We start from the raw sequence: 21,380 nt of genomic DNA on the forward strand, positions 1-21,380 counted from the left end.
CTGGGGTGAACGAAGGCGGCCAACAAAGAGGCAATTTGAAGGATGATGTGTATACGCACACGTTTGCGTCACTATATATTAAAAGGGCCGGATTGCTCCAGCCCTTTCGATTACTTGTTAAATGCGGCCTGGAATACGGCTACCAGGGCGTCATTTTGCGACTGCGTCAGGGTGTGGCCTTTCGGGTCGATGAACTGCAGGCTACTGCGGTTATCGAGGTCGCCGACCTGAAGTTTGTAGTCACCGGAGGCCAGCTGCGGGTCGCGTGCGCCCAGCTCCTGCCAGCTGCTGTCAGACAGCGGCTTGTAGGTCAGCGCCATGCTGCCCTGAGAGCGCGTGCTGTCGGTCACTTTCATCCCCACTTTCTCGAGGGCGCCTGGCAGACGCTGCCACACCATGTTAAACGGCGCGCGAACAACGAGCATCGGCAGACCCGTATCGTCGGCAGCGCTCTGCACGTCGAAGGTGGCGCCCGCGCTGCGCTGGGCGGCGTTCTGGGCGCTGGTGGCGTTCATGTCCAGGCCTTCCGAAATGACGTTCAGCATGGCGGTGCTGTAGCGCTGCAGTGACGCCGGATCGGCAACCGGTTTACCCGCCTGCTCCAGATTCACCAGCTTGACCACCACCGCTTGCTGATAGCCCTGCGGTTTGACGGAGATTTGATAACGACCGCGATACTGCTGATCTTCATCAAGACGGTTCCACTCAACCCAGTCGGTGTTCAGCGTCTGGCTCGCATCATCGCGCTTGGCGATAACGTAGTTCTTCGACTGAAGAATGCTGGTAACCTGCGCCCACAGCGAACCGCTGCGGCCGTTCTCGACCATCAGCGTCGCGGTATCGCCGTTGAACTGGGTGCGGGCGCCGCTAACCAATGCCAGCGGCTGCGCCGGCGGGCGAATGTCCAGCGCCTTGCCGACCGCGCCGGTGCTGTTGGCCACCGGAATGTTGTAATCACCCACCTGAATCGGCAGGATCATCCCCGCCGGCGCGTGAAGTTCGCTCAACGGTGACGCCTGTAAATAGGCCTCATCACCGCTCACCTGACGCTTATAGCGCGAGTCGGAACTACAGGCCGCGAGGAGTAGAACCAGCGAAACACCCGCAACCTTCGCCAGGCGCGACTTCTGTACTGAGTAAGCCATCAAATCTCCCTAAACTTTACAGCAAACCGGCATGCTTCAGCGCGGCGGTAACGGCTTCACGACCCTGGTCGGTGATAGGCGTCATCGGCAAGCGCAGCGTATCGGTCGCCACAAGACCCAACGCCTTGCATCCCCATTTCACCGGGATAGGATTGGGTTCGACAAATAATTTTGTATGCAATGGCATCAGACGCTGGTTAATCGCCCGGGCTTCGGCAAATTGACCCGCCAGCGCCAGACGGCACATGTCGGCCATTTCGCGCGCCGCCACGTTGGCGGTGACGGAAATCACGCCCACGCCGCCGAGCTGCATGAAGTCCATACCGGTCGCATCGTCACCGCTCAGCAGAATAAAGTCGTCTGAAACCAGCTCTTTGATCTGATGAACGCGACTTAAGTTCCCTGTAGCTTCCTTAATACCGACAATATTTTTAATTTCCGCCAGACGGCCAACGGTTTCCGGCAGCATATCGCAACCAGTACGGGACGGCACATTATACAGAATTTGCGGCAGGTCAGTATGTTCGGCGATAGCTTTAAAGTGCTGGAACAGGCCTTCCTGGGTAGGACGGTTATAATAAGGAGTGACCGTCAGGCAGCCGACAACGCCGCTGTCGTTAAAACGCTTGGTCAGGCTAATCGCCTCTGCGGTTGCATTGGCTCCCGTTCCAGCGATCACCGGGATACGCCCGTCAGCCAGTTCCAGCGTCATCATCACCACATCGCCGTGCTCTTCATGGCTCAGCGTTGCGGATTCACCGGTAGTCCCTACCGAAACGATCGCCGAGGTTCCGTTGGCGACATGGTAATCAATCAGTTTTTTCAGGCTTGTCCGGCAGACATTACCGTTTTCATCCATCGGCGTGACAAGCGCTACAATACTTCCCGTGAACATGGGCCATCCTCAGAGCAGAAGTGCGACAAGATTCTCAATGTTACGTTTGGAGCTGCAATAAAAGCAAGAGACCCGACGCCATCAGGGATGTTGTATGGCGGTTTTTTTTATGCTTTCCTAATGTTACCTCACCTTTTTAAAGGAAGAACAGGTTTGACAGCCTCATTACAACACTATCTGGTTATTACCGCCCTGGGGGCTGACCGTCCCGGCATCGTGAATACGATCACTCGCCACGTCAGCAGCTGCGGTTGTAATATCGAAGACAGCCGGCTGGCCATGCTCGGTGATGAGTTTACGTTTATCATGCTGCTTTCCGGGTCGTGGAATGCGATTAACCTGATCGAATCAACCCTGCCGCTGAAAGGCGCGGAGCTGGAGCTGTTGATCGTGATGAAACGCACCACCGCGCGCCCCCCGCAGGCCATGCCAAACACCGTCTGGGTCCAGGTTGAGGTGCCGGACTCACCGCATATCATCGAGCGCTTCACTGCCCTGTGCGATACATGGAATATGAATATCGCGGAACTGGTTTCCCGCACGCAGCCGGGAGACGGTGATTCCGCGCAGCTTTTTATTCAGATAACTGCCCACAGTCCTGCGACGCAAAATGCAGCAAATATCGAACAAGCGTTCAAAGCCCTATGTACAGAACTCAACGCACAAGGCAGTATTAACATCGTTAATTATTCACAGCATGATGAACAGGATGGAGTTTAACCCATGACCCCACTGAAAGCCGGTGATCTTGCACCGAAATTTAGCTTACCGGACCAGGACGGCGAGGAAGTAAATTTAACCGACTTCCAGGGACAGCGTGTCCTGGTTTATTTTTACCCGAAGGCCATGACCCCGGGCTGCACCGTCCAGGCGTGCGGCTTGCGCGACAACATGGACGACCTGAAGAAAGCCGGTGTGGAAGTGCTGGGCATCAGCACCGATAAACCGGAAAAGCTCTCCCGCTTCGCCGAAAAAGAGCTGCTGAACTTTACGCTGCTGTCTGATGAAAACCATCAGGTTTGCGAGCAGTTTGGCGTCTGGGGCGAAAAATCCTTTATGGGGAAAACCTACGACGGGATCCACCGTATCAGCTTCCTCGTCGATGCCGATGGCAAAATCGAACACGTCTTTGATGACTTCAAAACCAGCAATCACCACGACGTGGTGCTGAACTGGCTGAAAGAAAACGCCTGATGCAAAGCAAGACGCCGGGTGAGAGAACCTCGCCCGGCGTCTTTTTTTATCCTCAATGCCTTAGTCGTCGTCGACCACCAGGCCATCCGGCCAGGCATGCACCACCGCTTTAATCAACGTGGCCAGCGGAATGGCGAAGAAGACGCCCCAGAACCCCCACAAACCGCCAAAGATCACCACCGACAGGATAATCACCAGCGGGTGCAGATTCACCGCTTCCGAGAACAGCACCGGGACCAGCAGATTGCCGTCAAGCCCCTGAATAATCAGATAGACCGCGAACAGACTCCAGAACTCGGTGCCCGCGCCAAACTGAAACAGCGCCACCCCCACCACCGGAATGGTCACCACAAATGCACCAATATAGGGGATCAGCACCGAGAAGCCCACCAGCACCGCCAACAGCAGCGAGTAGTTGAGGCCGAAAAGGATGAAGCCTATCCAGGTGGCGACGCTGACGACAATCATCTCCAGCACCTTACCGCGAATGTAGTTGGTGATTTGCTGGTTCATCTCCTTCCATACCTGCCCGGCCAGGCCGCGGTTGCGCGGCAGCACGCGGCGTACCGCGTTGAGCATCTGCTCTTTATCCTTCAGCAGGAAGAAGACCATCAGCGGCACCAGCACCAGATACACCGCCAGCGTAAGCAGCCCCACCAGCGAGGCGAGAGAATACTTGACCACCGAGTCGCCCACCGTCAGCATCCGGGTGCGCATATTTTCCGCCATCGCATCGATGATGCCGGCATCCATTAACGCCGGATAGCGCCGCGGCAGCGTGGCGGCAAAATCAGAGAGCTTGTTGAGCATGCCCGGCATATCGCGGATAAGGTAGATCCCCTGCTGCCAGGCCACCGGCAGCACCACGAAAGCCAGCAACAGCAGGATGCCCACGAAGAGGATCAGCACCAGCGAGGTCGCCCAGGTGCGCGACAGACCGATGCGCTCCAGGCGCACGGTCGGCCACTCCAGCAAATAGGCCAGCACGATAGCCACCAGTAACGGGGCCAGCAGGCCGCTGAAAAAGAACATGATGCCGAAACCGGCAAGCAAAATAACCAGCAGCGCTATCGCCTCAGGGTCGCTGAATCGACGGCGGTACCACTGCATTAACATCTCGAGCATAAAACCTTCCCTGAAGCGCAAAGCGGCGACAAACGGAGGAATTGTATCGAAATGTCACAAAAAAGACTTCGCTTTTTGATGCGCAGCAGACAAACCCGTCTCCGCCGTGAAGAACCTATTTTCAATGTGTCTAACGCCAGCTAAACTCGCTGGGATGCGGCCAGGGAACATTGCGTCGCACAATCGGTCAAACTGGCACACCCACATTACAGGACAGAGGTTATGTTCAGGCAGTTGAAGAAAACGCTGGTGGCGACCGTGATCGCGTCGCTGACGCTGGGTTCGTTAGGCCCTGCTTTTGCTGACTCCGCAGATACCCTGCCGGACATGGGGACCTCCGCAGGAAGCACGCTGTCGATTGGTCAGGAAATGCAGATGGGGGATTACTACGTCCGCCAGCTGCGCGGCAGCGCGCCGCTGATCAACGACCCTCTGCTGGTGCAATACATCAACGGGCTGGGCATGCGTCTGGTCTCGCATGCGAATTCGGTGCGCACCCCGTTCCACTTCTACTTGATTAATAACGACCAAATCAACGCCTTCGCCTTCTTCGGCGGCAATGTGGTCCTCCACTCGGCCCTGTTCCGCTATTCCGATAATGAGAGCGAACTGGCCTCTGTCATGGCGCACGAAATTTCCCACGTTACGCAGCGGCATCTTGCCCGCGCAATGGAAGATCAGAAGCGCAATGCGCCGCTGACCTGGGTCGGCGCGCTGGGTTCAATTCTGCTGGCGATGGCCAGCCCGCAGGCCGGGATGGCGGCGCTGACCGGGACGCTGGCCGGTACCCAACAGGGCATGATCAGCTTCACCCGCCAGAACGAAGAAGAGGCCGACCGGATTGGTATTCAGGTTCTGCAACGCTCGGGATTCGACCCGCAGGCCATGCCGATGTTTATGGGTAAACTGCTTGATGAGTCGCGCTACTCGACGCGGCCGCCGGAAATGCTGCTCACCCACCCTCTGCCGGAAAGCCGGCTTGCCGATGCTCGTAACCGCGCCAACCAGATGCGCCCGGTTGTCGTGCAGTCCTCAGCGGACTTCTATCTGGCGAAGGCGCGTACCCTCGGAATGTACACCAACGGCGACAATAAGCTGGGCACCGATCTGCTCAACGCCTGGGATAAAGGCAATATCCGCCAGCAGCATGCCGCGCAGTATGGCCGCGCCCTGCTGGCGATGGAAAGCAACAACTTTGACCAGGCGCGCAAAACGCTGCAGCCGCTGCTCAGCGCCGATCCGCAAAATCCCTGGTATCTCGATCTGGCTACCGATATCGACCTCGGGCAGAAGAAAACCGGCGACGCCATCAACCGCCTTAAAAACGCCCGCGAGCTGCGCACCAATCCGGTGCTGCAGTTGAACCTGGCCAACGCCCTGCTGCAGGGCGGCCAGCCCGGGGAAGCGGCGACCATCCTGAATCGTTATACCTTTACCTATAAAGAGGATGGCAACGGCTGGGACCTGCTGGCTCAGGCGGAAGGCGCCCTGGGCAATCGCGACCAGGAGCTGGCGGCGCGGGCAGAAAGCATGGCGCTGGTCGGCCAGCTGGAACAGGCGATTTCCCTGCTCAGCAGCGCCAGCTCGCAAGTGAAACTCGGTAGTCTGCAGCAGGCCCGCTACGATGCCCGCATCGACCAGCTACGTGAGCTACAGGCCCGCTTCCGCCCCTACCAAAAAATGTAAGGAGACCCCATGACCGACGCGGTAAAAATTTACCATAACCCACGCTGCTCGAAGAGCCGCGAAACGCTGAGCCTGTTGAAGAGCCACGGCATCGATCCTGAGGTGGTGCTTTATCTTGAGACGCCACCGGATGCCGGGACGCTGCGTCAACTGCTGCAGCTGCTGGGTATGGAGAGCCCCCGCGAGCTCATGCGCCAGAAAGAGGATCTGTATAAATCGCTCAATCTTGCCGACCCGGCGCTCAGCGACGCGGCGCTGATACAGGCGATGGTCGCCAATCCTAAGCTTATCGAACGCCCCATTGTCGTTAGCCGCGGCCAGGCGCGTATTGGCCGACCGCCGGAGCAGGTCCTCGAGATCGTAAGCTAACCCACCCGCGCCGCGCTATCGCGGCGCTTTTTTACGTAGCCGATTCCAGATCTTCCACGCCAATCCCTCCCGCCCGCCTTGCAGTGCTACTGTTCATCTATCGCTCAATCCACTGGACGGATGAACATGAAAAAACCAACCTCAACGCCTCATGATGCCGTATTTAAGAGCTATCTCTCCCATCCTGATACCGCCCGCGATTTTCTGCGGCTGTACCTGCCCGAGACGCTGCTTAAGGTGTGCGATCTGCGTACGCTGCATCTCGAGTCCGGGCATTTTGTCGAAGACGATCTGCGTCCCTTTTACGCCGACATTCTGTATTCCCTGAAAACCACGGCGGGAGACGGCTATATTTATGCGCTTATCGAACACCAAAGCACGCCCGATCGGCATATGGCCTTTCGTCTGATGCGCTACGCCATCGCCGCCATGCAGCGCCACCTTGATGCCGGCCACGATCGGCTGCCGCTGGTGATCCCTGTTCTCTTCTACCACGGTCTGGTGAGCCCCTACCCGTTCTCGCTGCGCTGGCTCGATGAATTCGTCGCTCCGGAGCTGGCCGGCCACCTTTATCACGGGGCGTTTCCGCTGGCGGACATTACCGTCATTCCGGATGACGACATTGCCACCCATCAGCGCATGGCGACGCTGGAGTTACTGCAAAAACATATTCGACAACGCGATCTGGCGCAGCTCCTCGACAAGCTGAGCGAATTATTATTGACTGGTCTGGCGACGGAATCGCAGGTACAAGCCCTGATGCACTATCTGGTGCAGGCAGGCAACGCGCGAGAGCCGATCAAGTTCATTCGCGAGCTGGCGTTACGTACGCCGCAGCACAAGGAGACGTTGATGACAATTGCGGAATATCTGGAACAACAAGGCCTGGAGCGGGGCCTGGCGCAGGGCCTGGCGCAGGGCCGTCAGGAAGGCCGGAAGGAAGAGGCGCAGCGTATCGCCGCCGCTATGCTACACAGTGGCCTGGCGCGCGATCTGGTCGCCCGGTTGACCGGGCTGACGGAGGAGGAACTGACTCCGCAGGCGGACTAGAGTTTAAGGATCTCTTTCACGAAGGGGATCGTCAGCTTGCGCTGAGCGGTAATCGAGGCATGATCCAGCTGATCGAGGGTCATAAACAGCGAGCGCATTTCGCGATCCAGCCGCTTCAGCAGGAAGCGGCATACGTCCTCCGGCATCTCGAAGCCGCGCAGTCTGGCGCGCAGCTGCAGGGCCTGCAGCTTGTCTTCATCCGACAGCGGCTGCAACTTATAGATCTGCCCCCAGTCAAGCCGCGAGGCGAGATCCGGCAGACCAAGATTCAGTTGCCGCGGCGGCCGATCCCCGGTGATCAGCAGACGGGTTTTACCTGATTCCAGGATCCGGTTGTAGAGATTAAAGATGGCCATTTCCCAGGGCTCATCCCCGGCGACGCACTCGATGTTATCGATGCAGACCAGCGCCAGCTGTTCCATCCCCTCCAGCACCTCCGGCACAAACCAGGTGCGTTTATCCAGCGGCACGTAGCCCACGGCATCCCCGCGCTGGGAAAGCTCGGCGCAGGCGGCGTGTAACAGGTGGCTGCGACCCGCCCCTTCACGTGACCAGATATAAATATACCCGCTGTGTTCCTGGCGCAGTACGTTCTGGAGGGCAGCAAGTAGGGAAGGATTATCACCCGGCCAGAAACTCGCGAAGGTTTCGTCGTCAGGAAGATACAGTGGCAAAGAGAGCTGTGCCGGTGCGTTCAGATGGACCTCAACATAGGCTTACAGAAAAACGCGAAGAGTTTATCACAGATTTAGGTCCGGAGAGAACCGGGCGGGATCGCCGCCCGGTCAGACGATCGTTATTTAACCTCTTCGCTATCCGCGGCGTCGAGAACCACCTCTTCCGGACGCAGGACGCTGATAAGCTTGAAAATCAGGCTGAGTGCGATACCGACGATGGTGGCCAGGGCCATCCCTTTCAGCTCAGCGGCACCGATGTGCACTTTGGCACCGCTGACGCCGATGATCAGGATCACGGAGGTGAGAATCAGATTCTGCGCCTTGCTGTAATCCACCTTCGATTCAATCAGTACGCGGATCCCTGAGGCGCCGATTACCCCGTACAGCAGCAGCGACACGCCGCCCATCACCGGCACCGGGATGATCTGGATCGCCGCCGCCAGTTTGCCGACGCAGGAGAGCAGAATCGCAATGATCGCCGCGCCGCCGATAACCCAGGTGCTGTAGACGCGGGTAATCGCCATCACGCCGATATTTTCCCCGTAGGTGGTGTTAGGCGTCGAGCCGAAGAAGCCGGAAACGATCGTCGACAGGCCATTGGCAAACATCGAACGATGCAGGCCCGGGTCGCGGATCAGATCGCGTTTGACGATATTAGCCGTCACCACCAGGTGACCGACGTGCTCGGCAATCACCACCAGCGCAGCGGGCAGAATGGTGAAGATGGCGAACCATTCAAAACGCGGCGTGTAGAAGGTTGGCAGCGCGAACCAGTGCGCTTCGGCGATCGGGGTGGTATCGACCACGCCCATCACAAACGACAGCGCATAGCCCACCAGAACGCCAATCAGGATCGGGATAATCGCCAGGAAGCCGCGGAACAGGACCGAACCAAACACCGTCACCGCCAGGGTCACCATCGAGATAATAATGGTTTTACTGTCCGGCGACTGGCCGTCGGCCGGCAGCAGCCCGGCCATGTTGGCCGCCACGCCCGCCAGCTCCAGACCGATAACCGCCACGATGGCCCCCATCGCCGCCGGGGGGAACATCACATCCAGCCAGCCGGTACCGGCTTTTTTGACAATAAAGGAGACGAGGCAGAACAGCACGCCGCACATAATGAAACCGCCCAGCGCCACTTCATAGCCCAGCGGCAGCAGGAGCAGCACTGGAGAGATAAAGGCGAAACTCGATCCCAGATACGCCGGGATTTTGCCTTTACAGATAAAGAGGTACAGCAGCGTACCAATACCGTTGAACAGCAGCACGGTGGCCGGGTTGATGTGGAACAGGATTGGCACCAGCACCGTTGCGCCAAACATGGCAAACAGGTGCTGCAAACTAAGCGGGATAGTCTGTAAAAGCGGCGGTCTTTCACTCACCCCGATAGCACGGCGCGTCATAGTGTTTTCCTCTGAGATGGTTAGTTATGTGTGTTTTATTCAAAAAAAAGCCGACTCTCAAAGTCGGCTTATTTATCGTTATGCGATTATTTCGTACCAAAGATCTTGTCGCCGGCATCGCCGAGACCGGGAATGATGTACCCGTGCTCGTTCAGTCCCTTATCGACAGAGGCGGTGTACAGCTCAACGTCCGGGTGCGCTTTCTCCAGCGCGGCAATTCCTTCCGGCGCCGCCACTAGTACCAGCACCTTGATGCTGGTGCAGCCGGCGTTTTTCAGCAGATCGATAGTGGCGATCATCGACCCACCGGTGGCCAGCATCGGGTCAACCACCAGCGCCATACGCTCATCGATGTTGGACACCAGCTTCTGGAAGTAAGGTACCGGCTCGAGGGTTTCTTCATTGCGATAAATACCCACCACGCTGATACGCGCGCTCGGCACGTGCTCAAGTACCCCTTCCATCATGCCGAGGCCTGCGCGCAGGATTGGCACGACGGTAATTTTCTTGCCCTTGATCTGCTCAACTTCCACCGGGCCGTTCCAGCCTTCGATGGTCACTTTCTCGGTCGCCAGATCGGCGGTGGCTTCATAAGTCAGTAAGCTGCCCACTTCAGAGGCGAGTTCACGGAAGCGTTTGGTGCTGATGTCGTGCTCGCGCATCAGGCCCAGCTTGTGTTTGACGAGTGGGTGTTTGACTTCCACAATCTTCATTCTCTTTCTCCTCTGAGGGGCAGCCACAAAAAAAATCGCGGGATTATACCGCTTTTTTCGGATTAGGCCATACCCATCTTGCTTGACGTATATCAAGCAAAGTGATTTAGAGACAAAAAAACCGGAGGCGAGGCTCCGGTTTTAGCGCGGGGTTCTGCCGGGCGGCGCTAACGCTTACCCGGACCGCAAACCCCGCCGGCCCGATAAGCGCAGCGCCACGGGGGAATTATAGCTGCTCCCCGTTGCTGGCAATCACCTTCTTATACCAGTCGAACGACTTCTTCTTACTGCGCTCCAGCGTGCCGTTGCCTTCATTATCTTTATCCACGTAGATAAAGCCGTAGCGTTTTTTCATCTCCCCCGTTCCGGCGGAAACCAGATCGATACAGCCCCACGGGGTATAACCCATCAGATCGACGCCATCCTCGACCACCGCCTTTTTCATCTCCGCTATATGCGCGGAGAGATAATCGATACGGTACTGGTCATCCACGCTGCCGTCCGCTTCACGAACATCGATCGCGCCAAAACCGTTTTCGACAATAAACAGCGGTAGCTGATAGTGATCCCAGAACCAGTTCAGAGAATAGCGCAGGCCGACCGGATCAATCTGCCAGCCCCAGTCCGACTTTTTCACGTACGGGTTGGAGACCAGGCTGGTGGTTTCATCATAATCGAGCAAGGGGTTGTCTTCGGTGGCTTTGGTGGCGAAGGACATATAGTAGCTAAAGCCGATGTAGTCGACACAGCCTTCGGTTAACGCCTGACGATCGGCTTCGGTGATGTCCAGGCTAAAGCCGCGGCGGGCAAAATAGTTGAGCAGATGCTGCGGATAGCGGCCGCGCACGTGGACATCGGTGAACCAGTACCGACGGTGCATGGCGTTCATCGCCATCATCATATCGTCCGGCGCGCAGGTCAGCGGATAGATAGGGCACATGGCGATCATGCAGCCTATCTGCAGAGCAGGGTTGATCTCGCGCGCCGCTTTCACCGCCAGGGCGCTGGCCACCAGCTCATAATGTGCGGCCTGGTACATTACCGGTTCCCGATCTTCACCCGGCAAATACTTCAGACCGGAGTTGGTGAAAGGGGCGAAGTCCTCATGGTAGTTAGCCTGGTTGTTGATCTCGTTGAAGGTCATCCAGTACTTCACTTTATGCTGATAGCGGGTGAAGACGACCCTGGCGAAGCGCACGAAAAAGTCGATCAGCTTGCGGTTACGCCAGCCGCCGTACTCGGTGACCAGGTGATAGGGCATTTCAAAATGCGACAGCGTAATGACCGGTTCAATACCGTGTTTCAGACATTCGTCGAACAGATCGTCATAAAACTGCAGGCCAGCCTCGTTCGGCTCCTGTTCATCGCCCTGCGGGAAAATACGCGTCCAGGCAATCGAGGTGCGGAAACATTTGAAGCCCATTTCGGCAAACAGCGCCAGGTCCTGCGGGTAGCGATGATAAAAATCGATCGCCTCATGGTTCGGGTAGTTTTTTCCCGCCACCACGCCGTCGGTGATTTCCCGCGGCACGCCGTGGGCGCCGGCGGTCATCACATCCGCCACGCTGACCCCCTTGCCCCCCTCCTGCCAGCCGCCCTCTAACTGATGCGCCGCCACCGCGCCGCCCCACAGAAAACCTTCTTTAAATCCGGACATAGTCTCTCCCTAAGGTCGATCGTCGCCAGGCGAACGATAGTGCTGATTGAAATGGTAAACCGCGCCAATCAGGCCGGCATCGTTGCCGTGACTGACGGTATCGAGATAGTCGGCAATGCCGAACCAGGCCAGATGCTGGCGCAGCAGCGTCAGAAATCCAGGACGTTCCACAACGCCGCCGCCGATAAAAATGGTCTGCGGATCGAAGATATTGACGAGGTTATAAAGGCCATGGCCCAGGCCATTGAAGAACTCGGCGACCAGACGCTGGCAAACCGGGTCGCCGGCGTCATAGCGGTCAAAAATCATTTCGCCAGTGACGCTATCCAGCGGCGCGCCAATATGTTCTGCATAGCGATAGCGCAGCACCCGCAGGGTGCAGTTTTCATTCATCGAGTAGCGACGGGGATCGCGTCCGCCGGGACGATCGGTAAGCATATAGCCGAACTCGCCGGCGCGAAAACGCGCCCCGTGGATCAGCTGATGTTGGCAAAAAATCGCTCCACCGATGCCAGTGCCGATAGTGAGCACCAGAAAATTGGCCATCTCCGCCGCTTTACCCTGCCAGCGCTCGGCAAGCAGCACACAGTTGGCGTCGTTTTCCACCGAGACCGGCAGCCCGGTTCGCGTCTCGAGCCATGATTTCATGGCGAAGTTATCAAAGCGACGGATAGCGCCGCCCATGGTGATAAATCCGCTGTGCGGATCGACATAGCCCGGCGCGCTGATGGCAATGCCTTCGCATGACGGGTGGGCCGCCAGCCACGACAGCATGGTCTGTAAGATATGATCGCCATCGCTGTCATTGATTGACTGCTTCGCGGTTTCCAGCAGCCTTCCGTCGCGGGTCATGACGCCCATCTTTAACGCGGTGCCACCGATATCAAATGCCGCAATCTTCATTCATCCCTCCCCTGTCGAACATAAATCACCGGTAATCCATACGGCGATCAATCACAGAAACCGGTTTCAGTAATATGATGGGGATTACCTGACACTGAGGCAAGCACAAGGTTGTACCCGGTTTCATTTTCGTGAGCAGTATCAAATTTGACCATCCGCCAACGGTTTTAAGCCGACTGTAAAGCAGGCTCGCAAACGTTTGCTTTCCCTGTTAGAATTGCGCCGATTTTTCTTGCTTACCGCAAACGCGTGGAGACTTCGCAGTGACCGACAAAACCTCTCTCAGCTATAAAGATGCCGGCGTGGATATTGATGCAGGCAACGCTCTCGTCGACCGTATTAAGGGCGTGGTGAAGAAAACCCGTCGCCCGGAAGTGATGGGTGGACTGGGCGGATTCGGCGCGCTGTGCGCACTGCCGCAGAAATACCGCGAGCCGGTACTGGTCTCCGGCACCGACGGCGTCGGTACCAAGCTGCGTCTGGCAATGGATCTGAAGCGTCACGACACCATCGGCATCGACCTGGTCGCCATGTGCGTGAACGACCTGGTGGTTCAGGGCGCTGAACCGCTGTTTTTCCTTGATTACTACGCCACCGGTAAACTGGACGTCGATACCGCAGCCAGCGTCATCAACGGCATCGCCGAAGGCTGCCTGCAGTCCGGTTGCGCGCTGGTGGGCGGTGAGACCGCAGAGATGCCGGGGATGTACCACGGCGAAGATTACGACGTGGCGGGTTTTTGCGTCGGGGTGGTGGAAAAATCAGAAATCATCGACGGTAGCAAAGTCGCTGACGGCGATGTGCTGGTGGCGCTGGCCTCCAGCGGCCCGCACTCTAACGGCTATTCGCTGGTGCGTAAGATTATTGAAGTTAGCGGCGTTGACCCACAGACCACCGACCTTGACGGCAAACCGCTGGCCGACCATTTGCTGGCGCCGACCCGCATCTATGTGAAATCGGTTCTCGACCTTATTGCCAGCGTTGACGTCCACGCCATCGCCCATCTGACCGGCGGCGGCTTCTGGGAAAACATCCCGCGCGTACTGCCGGACAACACCCAGGCGGTGATTGATGAGTCTTCCTGGCAGTGGCCGTCCGTTTTCAACTGGCTGCAAACCGCCGGTAACGTCAGCCAGCATGAGATGTACCGTACCTTTAACTGCGGCGTGGGGATGGTTATCGCCCTGCCGGCAGCAGAAGCAGACAAGGCCATTGCCCTGCTGAACGAGAAAGGTGAAAACGCGTGGAAAATCGGGTATATCAAAGCCTCCGATTCCGAACAGCGTGTGGTCATTGCATGAAAAACATTGTGGTGCTGATTTCCGGTAGCGGCAGTAATTTGCAGGCGATCATCGACGCCTGTGGCCGGAAACAGATAAACGGCACCCTGCGTGCGGTATTCAGTAACAAGGCCGATGCGTTCGGCCTTGAGCGCGCGCGCGCGGCCGGGATCCCGGCCCACGCGCTGGCGCAAAGTCAGTTTGCCGACCGGGAAGCGTTCGATCGTCAGCTGATGCATGAAATTGACGCCTACGCCCCGGATCTGGTGGTGCTGGCGGGCTATATGCGTATCCTTAGCCCGGCCTTTGTCAGCCACTATCAGGGACGACTGCTGAACATCCACCCTTCGTTACTGCCGAAGTATCCTGGCCTGCATACCCATCGCCAGGTGCTGGAAAACGGTGACGAGGAGCATGGGACCTCGGTGCACTTCGTCACCGATGAGCTGGATGGCGGTCCGGTTATCCTGCAGGCCAAAGTGCCGGTCTTTGCTGGCGACAGCGAGGAAGAGGTTACGGCGCGGGTACAGACCCAGGAACATGCCATTTATCCGCTGGTGATAAGCTGGTTCGTCGAGGGGCGTCTGCGCATGGTGGGCAACCACGCCTGGCTGGATGAACGACAGCTTCCCCCCCAGGGCTATGCCGCTGAAGAATGAACAACAGCCCCGCCTTTCGCCATCGCGGGGCTTTTTTTTAATTAAAATTGTTTATTAATCAAACATCTCACAGAAATAATTCTTCTTACTGTCATATAGTTGTGACACAGTAAATCGCTATGCAGAAAAATTCGTCATAATAGTCTACGTCCTGTGAGTAAAACGGAGTGTGAGCGGTAATGGGCCAGGAAAAGCTATACATCGAAAAAGAACTCAGCTGGTTGTCTTTTAACGAGCGCGTGCTGCAGGAAGCGGCGGACAAGAGTAACCCGCTGATTGAGCGCATGCGCTTCTTAGGGATCTACTCCAACAACCTTGATGAGTTTTACAAAGTGCGCTTCGCTGAGCTTAAGCGCCGGATTATTATCAGTGAAGAACAAGGCAGTACCGCCCATTCTCGCCACCTGTTAGGCAAAATCCAGGCCCGCGTTCTGAAGGCCGATCAGGAATTCGATAGTCTGTATAACGAACTGCTGCTGGAGATGGCGCGCAACCAGATCTTCCTGATCAACGAGCGCCAGCTGTCCGTCAATCAGCAGGCCTGGCTGCGCAACTACTTTAAACAGTATTTGCGGCAGCATATCTCGCCGATCCTGATTAACCGCGAAACGGACCTCGTGCAGTTCCTGAAAGATGATTACACCTATCTGGCGGTGGAGATTATCCGCGGGGAGAACATCAACTATGCCCTGCTGGAAATTCCGTCGGATAAGGTCCCGCGCTTCGTAAACCTGCCGCCGGAAGCGCCTCGCCGCCGTAAACCAATGATCCTGCTGGATAACATTCTGCGCTATTGCCTGGACGACATCTTTAAAGGCTTCTTTGATTACGATGCGCTGAACGCCTACTCGATGAAAATGACCCGTGACGCCGAGTACGATCTGGTGCATGAGATGGAGTCGAGCCTGATGGAGCTGATGTCCTCCAGCCTGAAACAGCGCCTGACCGCCGAGCCGGTTCGCTTCGTCTACCAGCGCGATATGCCGGACGCGATGGTCGAAATGCTGCGCGATAAGCTCTCCATCTCCAACTATGACTCAATGCTGCCGGGCGGCCGCTATCACAACTTCAAAGACTTTATCGGCTTCCCGAACGTGGGTAAGGCCAATCTGGTCAATAAACCTATGCCGCGCCTGCGTCATCTGTGGTTTGATAAATTCCGCAACGGCTTCGACGCCATTCGCGAACGCGATGTGCTGCTCTACTACCCCTATCATACTTTTGAGCATGTGCTGGAGCTGCTGCGTCAGGCCTCGTTCGACCCCAGCGTACTGGCGATCAAAATCAACATCTACCGCGTGGCCAAGGATTCGCGCATCATCGACGCGATGATCCACGCCGCCCACAACGGTAAAAAAGTCACCGTAGTGGTGGAGCTGCAGGCGCGTTTTGACGAAGAGGCCAACATTCACTGGGCGAAACGCCTGACGGAAGCGGGCGTCCACGTTATCTTCTCCGCGCCGGGCCTGAAAATCCACGCCAAGCTGTTCCTGATCTCGCGTAAAGAAGGCGATGAGGTCGTGCGCTACGCCCACATCGGCACCGGTAACTTCAACGAGAAGACCGCGCGGATCTATACCGACTATTCGCTGTTAACCGCCGATGCGCGCATTACCAATGAAGTTCGCCGGGTGTTTAACTTTATTGAAAACCCCTACCGCCCGGTCAGCTTCGATTACCTGCTGGTGTCGCCGCAGAACTCGCGTCGTCTGCTGTATGAGATGATCGACCGCGAGATCGCCAATGCGCAGAACGGGCAACCGTCCGGTATTACCCTGAAGCTGAACAACCTGGTGGATAAAGGACTGGTAGACAGACTGTATGCCGCCTCCAGCTCCGGCGTGCCGGTCAACCTGTTAATCCGCGGCATGTGCTCGCTGATCCCCGGTCTGGAAGGCATCAGCGAAAATATTCGCGTCATCAGCATTGTGGACCGCTTCCTCGAGCATGACCGGGTCTATTGTTTTGAAAACGGTGGCGATAAGCAGGTCTGGCTCTCCTCTGCCGACTGGATGACGCGTAATATCGATTATCGCATCGAAGTTGCCGCCCCGCTGCTCGACCCGCGCCTGAAACAGCGGGTGCTGGATATTTTTGATATCTTGTTCAACGATACGGTAAAAGCGCGCTATCTTGATAAAGAACTGAGTAATCGCTATGTGCCGCGCGGCAATCGCCGTAAAGTACGCGCTCAGATGGCGATTTACGATTATCTCAAATCACTCGAACAACCCGACTAACCTATGCCAATAAACGAAAAAACCCCTCGGCCGCAGGAGTTCGCTGCGGTTGACCTTGGTTCGAACAGTTTTCATATGGTGATCGCCCGTGTCGTCGACGGCGCCATGCAGATCATCGGACGCCTGAAACAGCGCGTACATCTGGCCGATGGCCTCGATGAAAACTCGGTGTTGAGCGAAGAAGCCATGACCCGCGGGCTGAACTGCCTGTCGCTGTTTGCCGAACGCCTGCAGGGGTTCTCCCCTTCCAGCGTCTGCATCGTCGGGACGCATACGCTGCGCCAGGCGACCAATGCGGCAGAGTTTCTTAAACGCGCGGAAAAAGTGATCCCCTACCCGATCGAGATCATCTCCGGTAATGAAGAAGCGCGCCTGATTTTTATGGGCGTGGAGCACACGCAGCCGGAGCGCGGCCGTAAGCTGGTGATTGATATCGGCGGCGGTTCGACCGAGCTGGTCATCGGTGAAGATTTTGAGCCCCGGCTGGTGGAAAGCCGTCGCATGGGCTGCGTGAGTTTCTCCCAGGCCTACTTCCCCGGCGGGACCATCAATAAAGAAAATTTCCAGCGCGCTCGCCTGGCGGCGGTGCAAAAACTGGAAACCCTGGCCTGGCAGTTCCGTATTCAGGGCTGGACCGTGGCGCTGGGCGCCTCCGGTACCATTAAGGCCGCCCAGGAAGTGCTGGTGGCTATGGGCGAGAAGGACGGGTTTATTACGCCGGAGCGCCTCGAAATGCTGGTCAGTGAACTGCTGAAGCATAAAAACTTCGACGCGCTCAGCCTGCCCGGCCTCTCGGAAGATCGTAAAGCGGTCTTTGCCCCGGGGCTGGCCATTCTGTGCGGCGTATTTGACGCGCTAGCCATTAAAGAGCTTCGTCTGTCTGATGGCGCGCTGCGTGAAGGCGTGCTGTACGAAATGGAAGGCCGCTTCCGCCACCAGGATATTCGTAGCCGTACGGCGCAGAGTCTGGCGAATCAGTACAACATCGATCGCGAACAGGCGCGCCGGGTGCTGGAAACCACCACCCTTATGCTGGAGCAGTGGCAGGAGCAGAATCCCAAGCTGGCCAATCCGCACCTGGCGGCGCTGTTGAAGTGGGCGGTGATGCTCCATGAGGTGGGCCTGAATATTAACCACAGCGGCATGCACCGCCACTCGGCCTATATTCTGCAGAACAGCGACCTGCCGGGCTTCAACCAGGAGCAGCAGATGCTGATGGCCACCCTGGTGCGCTATCATCGCAAAGCGATAAAACTCGACGATCTGCCGCGCTTTACGCTGTTCAGGAAAAAGCAGTTTCTGCCGCTGATCCAGCTGCTGCGCCTCGGCGTGCTGCTGAACAACCAGCGTCAGGCCACCACCACGCCGCCGACGCTACGGCTGCAGACGGAAGCTCACCACTGGACGCTGACCTTCCCGCACAACTGGTTTAGCCAGAATGCGCTGGTGCTGCTGGATCTGGAAAAAGAGCAGCAGTACTGGGAAGGTGTGCCGGAGTGGCTGCTGAAAATTGCGGAAGAAGAGCCAGACGCCTGATCGCCTCTATGGATATCATGCGAGCCGGGCCATCGCGCCCGGCTTTTTTACGGCTTCAGGCGCTCATCCCCTCCGCCAGCTGCGTCAGAGGCACCGGGACGCCAATATCATAGCCCTGCATATAATCGATCCCCAGCGCGATGACCGCCTGGCGTATCTCCGGCGATTCAACATATTCGGCCACCACCTGCATGTTCTTCATCCGCGCCAGACGACAGATTGAATCCACCACCTGGTAATCAAGACTGCTGGCGAGCAGATTGCGAATAAAGCTGCCGTCTATTTTAAGAATATCGACGTTCATCGTTTTTAACCGCGCATAGCTGGCGTAGCCGGTACCAAAATCATCGATAGCTACCCGGCAGCCCAGTGCCCGCAGGTGCTCTAATGTCTGGCAAACTAGCTCGGGGTTGCTGAGCGCATAGTTTTCGGTCAGCTCGAAAATAATCTGCCATGGCTCAATGTTGTAGGCCTGCAGCAGGTTTTCGACCTCCTCGGGAAACTGACTGCGGCTCAACGAGACCGGAGAGAGGTTGATCGCCAGCCGCAGACCGGGCAGCGCCCGCCGGTTGGCATCCATAAAGGCCAGGGTATGCTCAATGACCCACTGATCCACGCGCGTGGACAGCCCAAACTCGTGCGCCACCGGCAGGAACTCGTTGGGCCCCGTCAGTTCGCCCGACTCGCCTTTCATCCTCAACAACACTTCATGGTAATTGTCGCCGCGAATGCCCTGGATAGGCTGCGCCATCAGGACAAAATAGTCTTGCTCCAGCGCCTTGAGGATGCGGTTCATCATCGCCACTTTGTCTTTCAGATCCTGCTGGACATGCCCGGCGCCGCGGCGCTGCAAATTCTCCGGATGGCCACTGGCCAGCGACATGTCGGCAATCGTGTTCAGCTCGCCAAGCAGCAAATACAGATGCTTCACCGGCGAGCGGACGTTGCAATAGCTCATGCCGATCCGCGGCTGCAGGGGGACCCCGTCCCAGTGAAAACGGAACTGTCGCAAGGAGCGCTCAATTAAGTGAATGCGCGCCTGGTGCCCTTCGCTGTTGAGACGAAACACTAAATCGTGACCGGCAAGATGATATACCGCTTCGTTCGGCTCCAGCAGCGCACGCAGGTGATTCGCCAGCATTTGCTTATACTGAATACGCAACAGCACCCCGTAGTGGCGGCCCAGCAGTTCAAGCTCAGGAATACGCAAAAAACAGAGCGTCGACCAGCTCGCGCCGTTCAGCGCCCGGCTCAGCGCCCGCAGATTCGGCATATGTACTACCGGGTCGAGGAAGGCCATCTGTCGGATGCGGGCGTAGATCAGCCGCTGCTGTGTCGCCAGCATCGCCGTATAGGCGACAATAAACGAGAACACCAGGTAGCTTGACGAGGTGATCGCCAGCTGAGTGTTATAACTTGGATAAATAGGTAAATAACGGTAATGAAAATGGATCACGGCGATCAGTACCGGCGTCCATATCAGCGAGATAAAGCGATAGCCAAAACGCATCGCCCCCCACAGCATCACCGGCATCAATAAGGATAATGTATAATTTGTACTAAATATGGTGCTGGTATCATTAAGCGGCATCAATAATAGCCCCAGCAATAGGGTTAATATCGCCGCCCAACTGATGATTTCAATTTTCTTTATTTTTGGATCAATTTGTAAGCGAACCTGAGAAATATACCCGCGCAAATAAAAAGGGTTACGAATTACCCGCAGCAGTAAATAACATAACGGTACGCCGGTCAGGCACCCCACCATCAGCGCCTGAAAGGTGATTAACGACCGTAAACTAAACGGCGAGACGCCGGTCATATCCGTTGTGCGCGGATGTAGCCCCAGATACTCGGCGATCTGCGACAAAATCAGAAAAATGACCGAAGGGAGCAGCATTTGCCAGAACAGACGATGCGGCATCAGCCTGACGTTACCGTGCGATACCTGCTGCCGTTGGGGAACAAAGATGCGATATCCGCCCCAGCAGAGCACGCAGGGGATCAGAAAATGGAACAGTACGCCAACGGCCTGCTCCGGCGTCATGCCCCGGGCCAGCGTTAGCAGCAGACCAACGATAATACCGGGGATCGCCGCCCAGCCGAAAAACATCATCAGGCTGAGCACCAGCGCCAGGGGAAGATAATAAAGATAAACCATGTGCCCATTCAGCATGGTATATGTATTCATCCCTCTGGCAAGGGGTAATAATAACACAGGCAGGAGAAGCGGTAAGGCCCACCATTTGTCGCGATATTGTTGATAGTATTTTAATAAATTCATAGGTGCTCTACAGAGAGCCTCTGCTCCTGCGAGGCATATTCAGGCAGGCATCCAACCACCCCATGCTGACCGCATAAGTAATAACGATACGGTAACGTCCGCTGATTTTAGTGGTGAAGAGAATGAGGCTGTTGATGTAAATCAACAAATGCTGACACCAACATTAATAAAACTTATTTTTTCAGCTTTTCGTGGCTAATAAAGAGAGCATGTAAATACGAGGATTATCTTATATAACATTAATTAATGTTTTCACTGCCGCACTTTTACATCTGCATCAATTGACCCCACCTCGTTCCTGTGCCTTAATACCCCCATCGCCCATCTTCGGGTATACTTCAAGGAACCTTTTGTGAGTCAGGCACCCAGTATGCGTAAACGACATCGATTTAACCGTCGCATGACCCGTATCGTACTGCTTATCAGCTTTCTCTTCTTCTTTGGACGCTTTGTCTACTCCTCCATCGGCGCCTGGTATCATCACCAGGATAAAAAAGCGTCGCAGGAGTCAACGCTCACCGTCGAGCCCTCCGCCCGCGAGTAACCCGTTGATCCTGATGC

20 protein-coding genes are annotated in these 21,380 nt (G+C 56.6%); 10 read left to right on the plus strand and 10 right to left on the minus strand.

Annotated elements, in window-relative coordinates; genetic code table 11:
* Positions 1-110: 110 nt before the first annotated feature.
* Positions 111-1,145, minus strand: coding sequence for an outer membrane protein assembly factor BamC (gene bamC, locus CE636_RS08390; RefSeq protein ID WP_004201942.1), 1,035 nt, complete (start codon positions 1,143-1,145; stop codon positions 111-113).
* Between the two features lie 16 nt (positions 1,146-1,161).
* Positions 1,162-2,040, minus strand: coding sequence for a 4-hydroxy-tetrahydrodipicolinate synthase (gene dapA / locus CE636_RS08395; RefSeq protein ID WP_017900447.1), 879 nt, complete (start codon positions 2,038-2,040; stop codon positions 1,162-1,164).
* 153 nt (positions 2,041-2,193) lie between these two features.
* Between dapA and CE636_RS08400 the strand changes: the two genes are divergently transcribed.
* Both CE636_RS08400 and bcp read left to right on the plus strand, forming a co-directional pair.
* Positions 2,194-2,760 carry a glycine cleavage system transcriptional repressor gene (locus CE636_RS08400; protein ID WP_002913804.1) on the plus strand — a complete coding sequence of 189 codons (567 nt, stop codon included), beginning with the start codon at positions 2,194-2,196 and terminating at the stop codon, positions 2,758-2,760.
* Between the two features lie 3 nt (positions 2,761-2,763).
* Positions 2,764-3,234 carry a thioredoxin-dependent thiol peroxidase gene (gene bcp, locus CE636_RS08405; protein ID WP_004201935.1) on the plus strand — a complete coding sequence of 157 codons (471 nt, stop codon included), beginning with the start codon at positions 2,764-2,766 and terminating at the stop codon, positions 3,232-3,234.
* Positions 3,235-3,294: 60 nt separating this feature from the next.
* Here the strand turns inward: bcp and CE636_RS08410 are convergent, their stop codons facing one another.
* A complete protein-coding gene (locus CE636_RS08410) occupies positions 3,295-4,359 on the minus strand; it encodes an AI-2E family transporter (protein ID WP_004201933.1) in 1,065 nt (354 codons plus the stop codon).
* A gap of 54 nt (positions 4,360-4,413) precedes the next feature.
* Positions 4,414-4,530 carry a hypothetical protein gene (locus CE636_RS28625; protein WP_032425793.1) on the minus strand — a complete coding sequence of 39 codons (117 nt, stop codon included), beginning with the start codon at positions 4,528-4,530 and terminating at the stop codon, positions 4,414-4,416.
* A gap of 51 nt (positions 4,531-4,581) precedes the next feature.
* Here CE636_RS28625 and bepA point away from each other — a divergent pair, with 51 nt between their 5' ends.
* From bepA to CE636_RS08425, 3 genes are all read left to right on the plus strand, one after another.
* The gene (gene bepA / locus CE636_RS08415; protein ID WP_004201932.1) at positions 4,582-6,045 is read left to right on the plus strand and encodes a beta-barrel assembly-enhancing protease; all 1,464 of its coding nucleotides are present in this window, start codon (positions 4,582-4,584) and stop codon (positions 6,043-6,045) included.
* A 9-nt stretch (positions 6,046-6,054) separates the two neighbouring features.
* Positions 6,055-6,414 carry an arsenate reductase (glutaredoxin) gene (arsC, locus tag CE636_RS08420; protein WP_004201931.1) on the plus strand — a complete coding sequence of 120 codons (360 nt, stop codon included), beginning with the start codon at positions 6,055-6,057 and terminating at the stop codon, positions 6,412-6,414.
* A 126-nt stretch (positions 6,415-6,540) separates the two neighbouring features.
* A complete protein-coding gene (locus CE636_RS08425; protein ID WP_017900446.1) occupies positions 6,541-7,464 on the plus strand; it encodes an Rpn family recombination-promoting nuclease/putative transposase in 924 nt (307 codons plus the stop codon).
* On the opposite strand, the gene CE636_RS08430 is transcribed toward CE636_RS08425, so the two are convergent.
* From CE636_RS08430 to bglK, 5 genes are all read right to left on the minus strand, one after another.
* Positions 7,461-8,162, minus strand: a complete 702-nt coding sequence (locus tag CE636_RS08430; RefSeq protein WP_020947395.1) for a DnaA inactivator Hda — start codon at positions 8,160-8,162, stop codon at positions 7,461-7,463. The two genes, CE636_RS08425 and CE636_RS08430, sit on opposite strands and share 4 nt — an antisense overlap.
* A 98-nt stretch (positions 8,163-8,260) precedes the next feature.
* Positions 8,261-9,547 (minus strand): uracil permease, encoded by a 1,287-nt coding sequence (gene uraA / locus CE636_RS08435; protein ID WP_017900445.1) that lies wholly within the window; start codon positions 9,545-9,547, stop codon positions 8,261-8,263.
* A gap of 86 nt (positions 9,548-9,633) precedes the next feature.
* Positions 9,634-10,260, minus strand: a complete 627-nt coding sequence (gene upp, locus CE636_RS08440) for a uracil phosphoribosyltransferase (protein WP_004201927.1) — start codon at positions 10,258-10,260, stop codon at positions 9,634-9,636.
* A 226-nt stretch (positions 10,261-10,486) separates the two neighbouring features.
* Positions 10,487-11,917, minus strand: coding sequence for a 6-phospho-beta-glucosidase (locus tag CE636_RS08445; RefSeq protein WP_017900444.1), 1,431 nt, complete (start codon positions 11,915-11,917; stop codon positions 10,487-10,489).
* Positions 11,918-11,926: 9 nt separating this feature from the next.
* Complete coding sequence (bglK, locus tag CE636_RS08450; protein ID WP_017900443.1) at positions 11,927-12,820, minus strand: beta-glucoside kinase BglK; 894 nt, start codon at positions 12,818-12,820, stop codon at positions 11,927-11,929.
* 263 nt (positions 12,821-13,083) lie between these two features.
* On the opposite strand from bglK, the gene purM reads away from it, so the two are divergent.
* From purM to ppx, 4 genes are all read left to right on the plus strand, one after another.
* On the plus strand, positions 13,084-14,121 hold the full coding sequence (gene purM, locus CE636_RS08455) for a phosphoribosylformylglycinamidine cyclo-ligase (protein WP_004201922.1): 1,038 nt from the start codon (positions 13,084-13,086) through the stop codon (positions 14,119-14,121).
* Positions 14,118-14,759 carry a phosphoribosylglycinamide formyltransferase gene (purN, locus tag CE636_RS08460; RefSeq protein WP_004201920.1) on the plus strand — a complete coding sequence of 214 codons (642 nt, stop codon included), beginning with the start codon at positions 14,118-14,120 and terminating at the stop codon, positions 14,757-14,759. Before purM ends, purN begins: the two co-directional genes overlap by 4 nt.
* A 179-nt stretch (positions 14,760-14,938) precedes the next feature.
* Positions 14,939-16,999, plus strand: a complete 2,061-nt coding sequence (gene ppk1, locus CE636_RS08465; protein WP_002913838.1) for a polyphosphate kinase 1 — start codon at positions 14,939-14,941, stop codon at positions 16,997-16,999.
* A gap of 3 nt (positions 17,000-17,002) precedes the next feature.
* Complete coding sequence (gene ppx, locus CE636_RS08470) at positions 17,003-18,535, plus strand: exopolyphosphatase (RefSeq protein ID WP_004201914.1); 1,533 nt, start codon at positions 17,003-17,005, stop codon at positions 18,533-18,535.
* A gap of 55 nt (positions 18,536-18,590) precedes the next feature.
* Here the strand turns inward: ppx and CE636_RS08475 are convergent, their stop codons facing one another.
* Positions 18,591-20,819, minus strand: coding sequence for an EAL domain-containing protein (locus CE636_RS08475; protein ID WP_017900442.1), 2,229 nt, complete (start codon positions 20,817-20,819; stop codon positions 18,591-18,593).
* A 370-nt stretch (positions 20,820-21,189) separates the two neighbouring features.
* Between CE636_RS08475 and CE636_RS08480 the strand changes: the two genes are divergently transcribed.
* Positions 21,190-21,363: a YfgG family protein gene (locus CE636_RS08480; RefSeq protein WP_017900441.1), complete on the plus strand. Its 174-nt coding sequence runs from the start codon at positions 21,190-21,192 to the stop codon at positions 21,361-21,363.
* Positions 21,364-21,380 lie beyond the last annotated feature (17 nt).

This window comes from Klebsiella sp. LY (assembly GCF_004010915.1).
Classification (GTDB): Bacteria; Pseudomonadota; Gammaproteobacteria; order Enterobacterales; family Enterobacteriaceae; genus Klebsiella; species Klebsiella quasipneumoniae.

What these genes read in the sequence shown, in the direction of transcription:
- bamC (WP_004201942.1), bottom strand. Translation starts at nt 1,145, where the DNA reads ATGGCTTACTCAGTACAGAAGTCGCGCCTGGCGAAGGTTGCGGGTGTT.
- dapA (WP_017900447.1), bottom strand. Translation starts at nt 2,040, where the DNA reads ATGTTCACGGGAAGTATTGTAGCGCTTGTCACGCCGATGGATGAAAAC.
- bcp (WP_004201935.1), top strand. Translation starts at nt 2,764, where the DNA reads ATGACCCCACTGAAAGCCGGTGATCTTGCACCGAAATTTAGCTTACCG.
- CE636_RS08410 (WP_004201933.1), bottom strand. Translation starts at nt 4,359, where the DNA reads ATGCTCGAGATGTTAATGCAGTGGTACCGCCGTCGATTCAGCGACCCT.
- CE636_RS28625 (WP_032425793.1), bottom strand. Translation starts at nt 4,530, where the DNA reads ATGTTCCCTGGCCGCATCCCAGCGAGTTTAGCTGGCGTTAGACACATT.
- bepA (WP_004201932.1), top strand. Translation starts at nt 4,582, where the DNA reads ATGTTCAGGCAGTTGAAGAAAACGCTGGTGGCGACCGTGATCGCGTCG.
- arsC (WP_004201931.1), top strand. Translation starts at nt 6,055, where the DNA reads ATGACCGACGCGGTAAAAATTTACCATAACCCACGCTGCTCGAAGAGC.
- CE636_RS08425 (WP_017900446.1), top strand. Translation starts at nt 6,541, where the DNA reads ATGAAAAAACCAACCTCAACGCCTCATGATGCCGTATTTAAGAGCTAT.
- uraA (WP_017900445.1), bottom strand. Translation starts at nt 9,547, where the DNA reads ATGACGCGCCGTGCTATCGGGGTGAGTGAAAGACCGCCGCTTTTACAG.
- upp (WP_004201927.1), bottom strand. Translation starts at nt 10,260, where the DNA reads ATGAAGATTGTGGAAGTCAAACACCCACTCGTCAAACACAAGCTGGGC.
- CE636_RS08445 (WP_017900444.1), bottom strand. Translation starts at nt 11,917, where the DNA reads ATGTCCGGATTTAAAGAAGGTTTTCTGTGGGGCGGCGCGGTGGCGGCG.
- bglK (WP_017900443.1), bottom strand. Translation starts at nt 12,820, where the DNA reads ATGAAGATTGCGGCATTTGATATCGGTGGCACCGCGTTAAAGATGGGC.
- purN (WP_004201920.1), top strand. Translation starts at nt 14,118, where the DNA reads ATGAAAAACATTGTGGTGCTGATTTCCGGTAGCGGCAGTAATTTGCAG.
- ppk1 (WP_002913838.1), top strand. Translation starts at nt 14,939, where the DNA reads ATGGGCCAGGAAAAGCTATACATCGAAAAAGAACTCAGCTGGTTGTCT.
- ppx (WP_004201914.1), top strand. Translation starts at nt 17,003, where the DNA reads ATGCCAATAAACGAAAAAACCCCTCGGCCGCAGGAGTTCGCTGCGGTT.
- CE636_RS08475 (WP_017900442.1), bottom strand. Translation starts at nt 20,819, where the DNA reads ATGAATTTATTAAAATACTATCAACAATATCGCGACAAATGGTGGGCC.
- CE636_RS08480 (WP_017900441.1), top strand. Translation starts at nt 21,190, where the DNA reads ATGCGTAAACGACATCGATTTAACCGTCGCATGACCCGTATCGTACTG.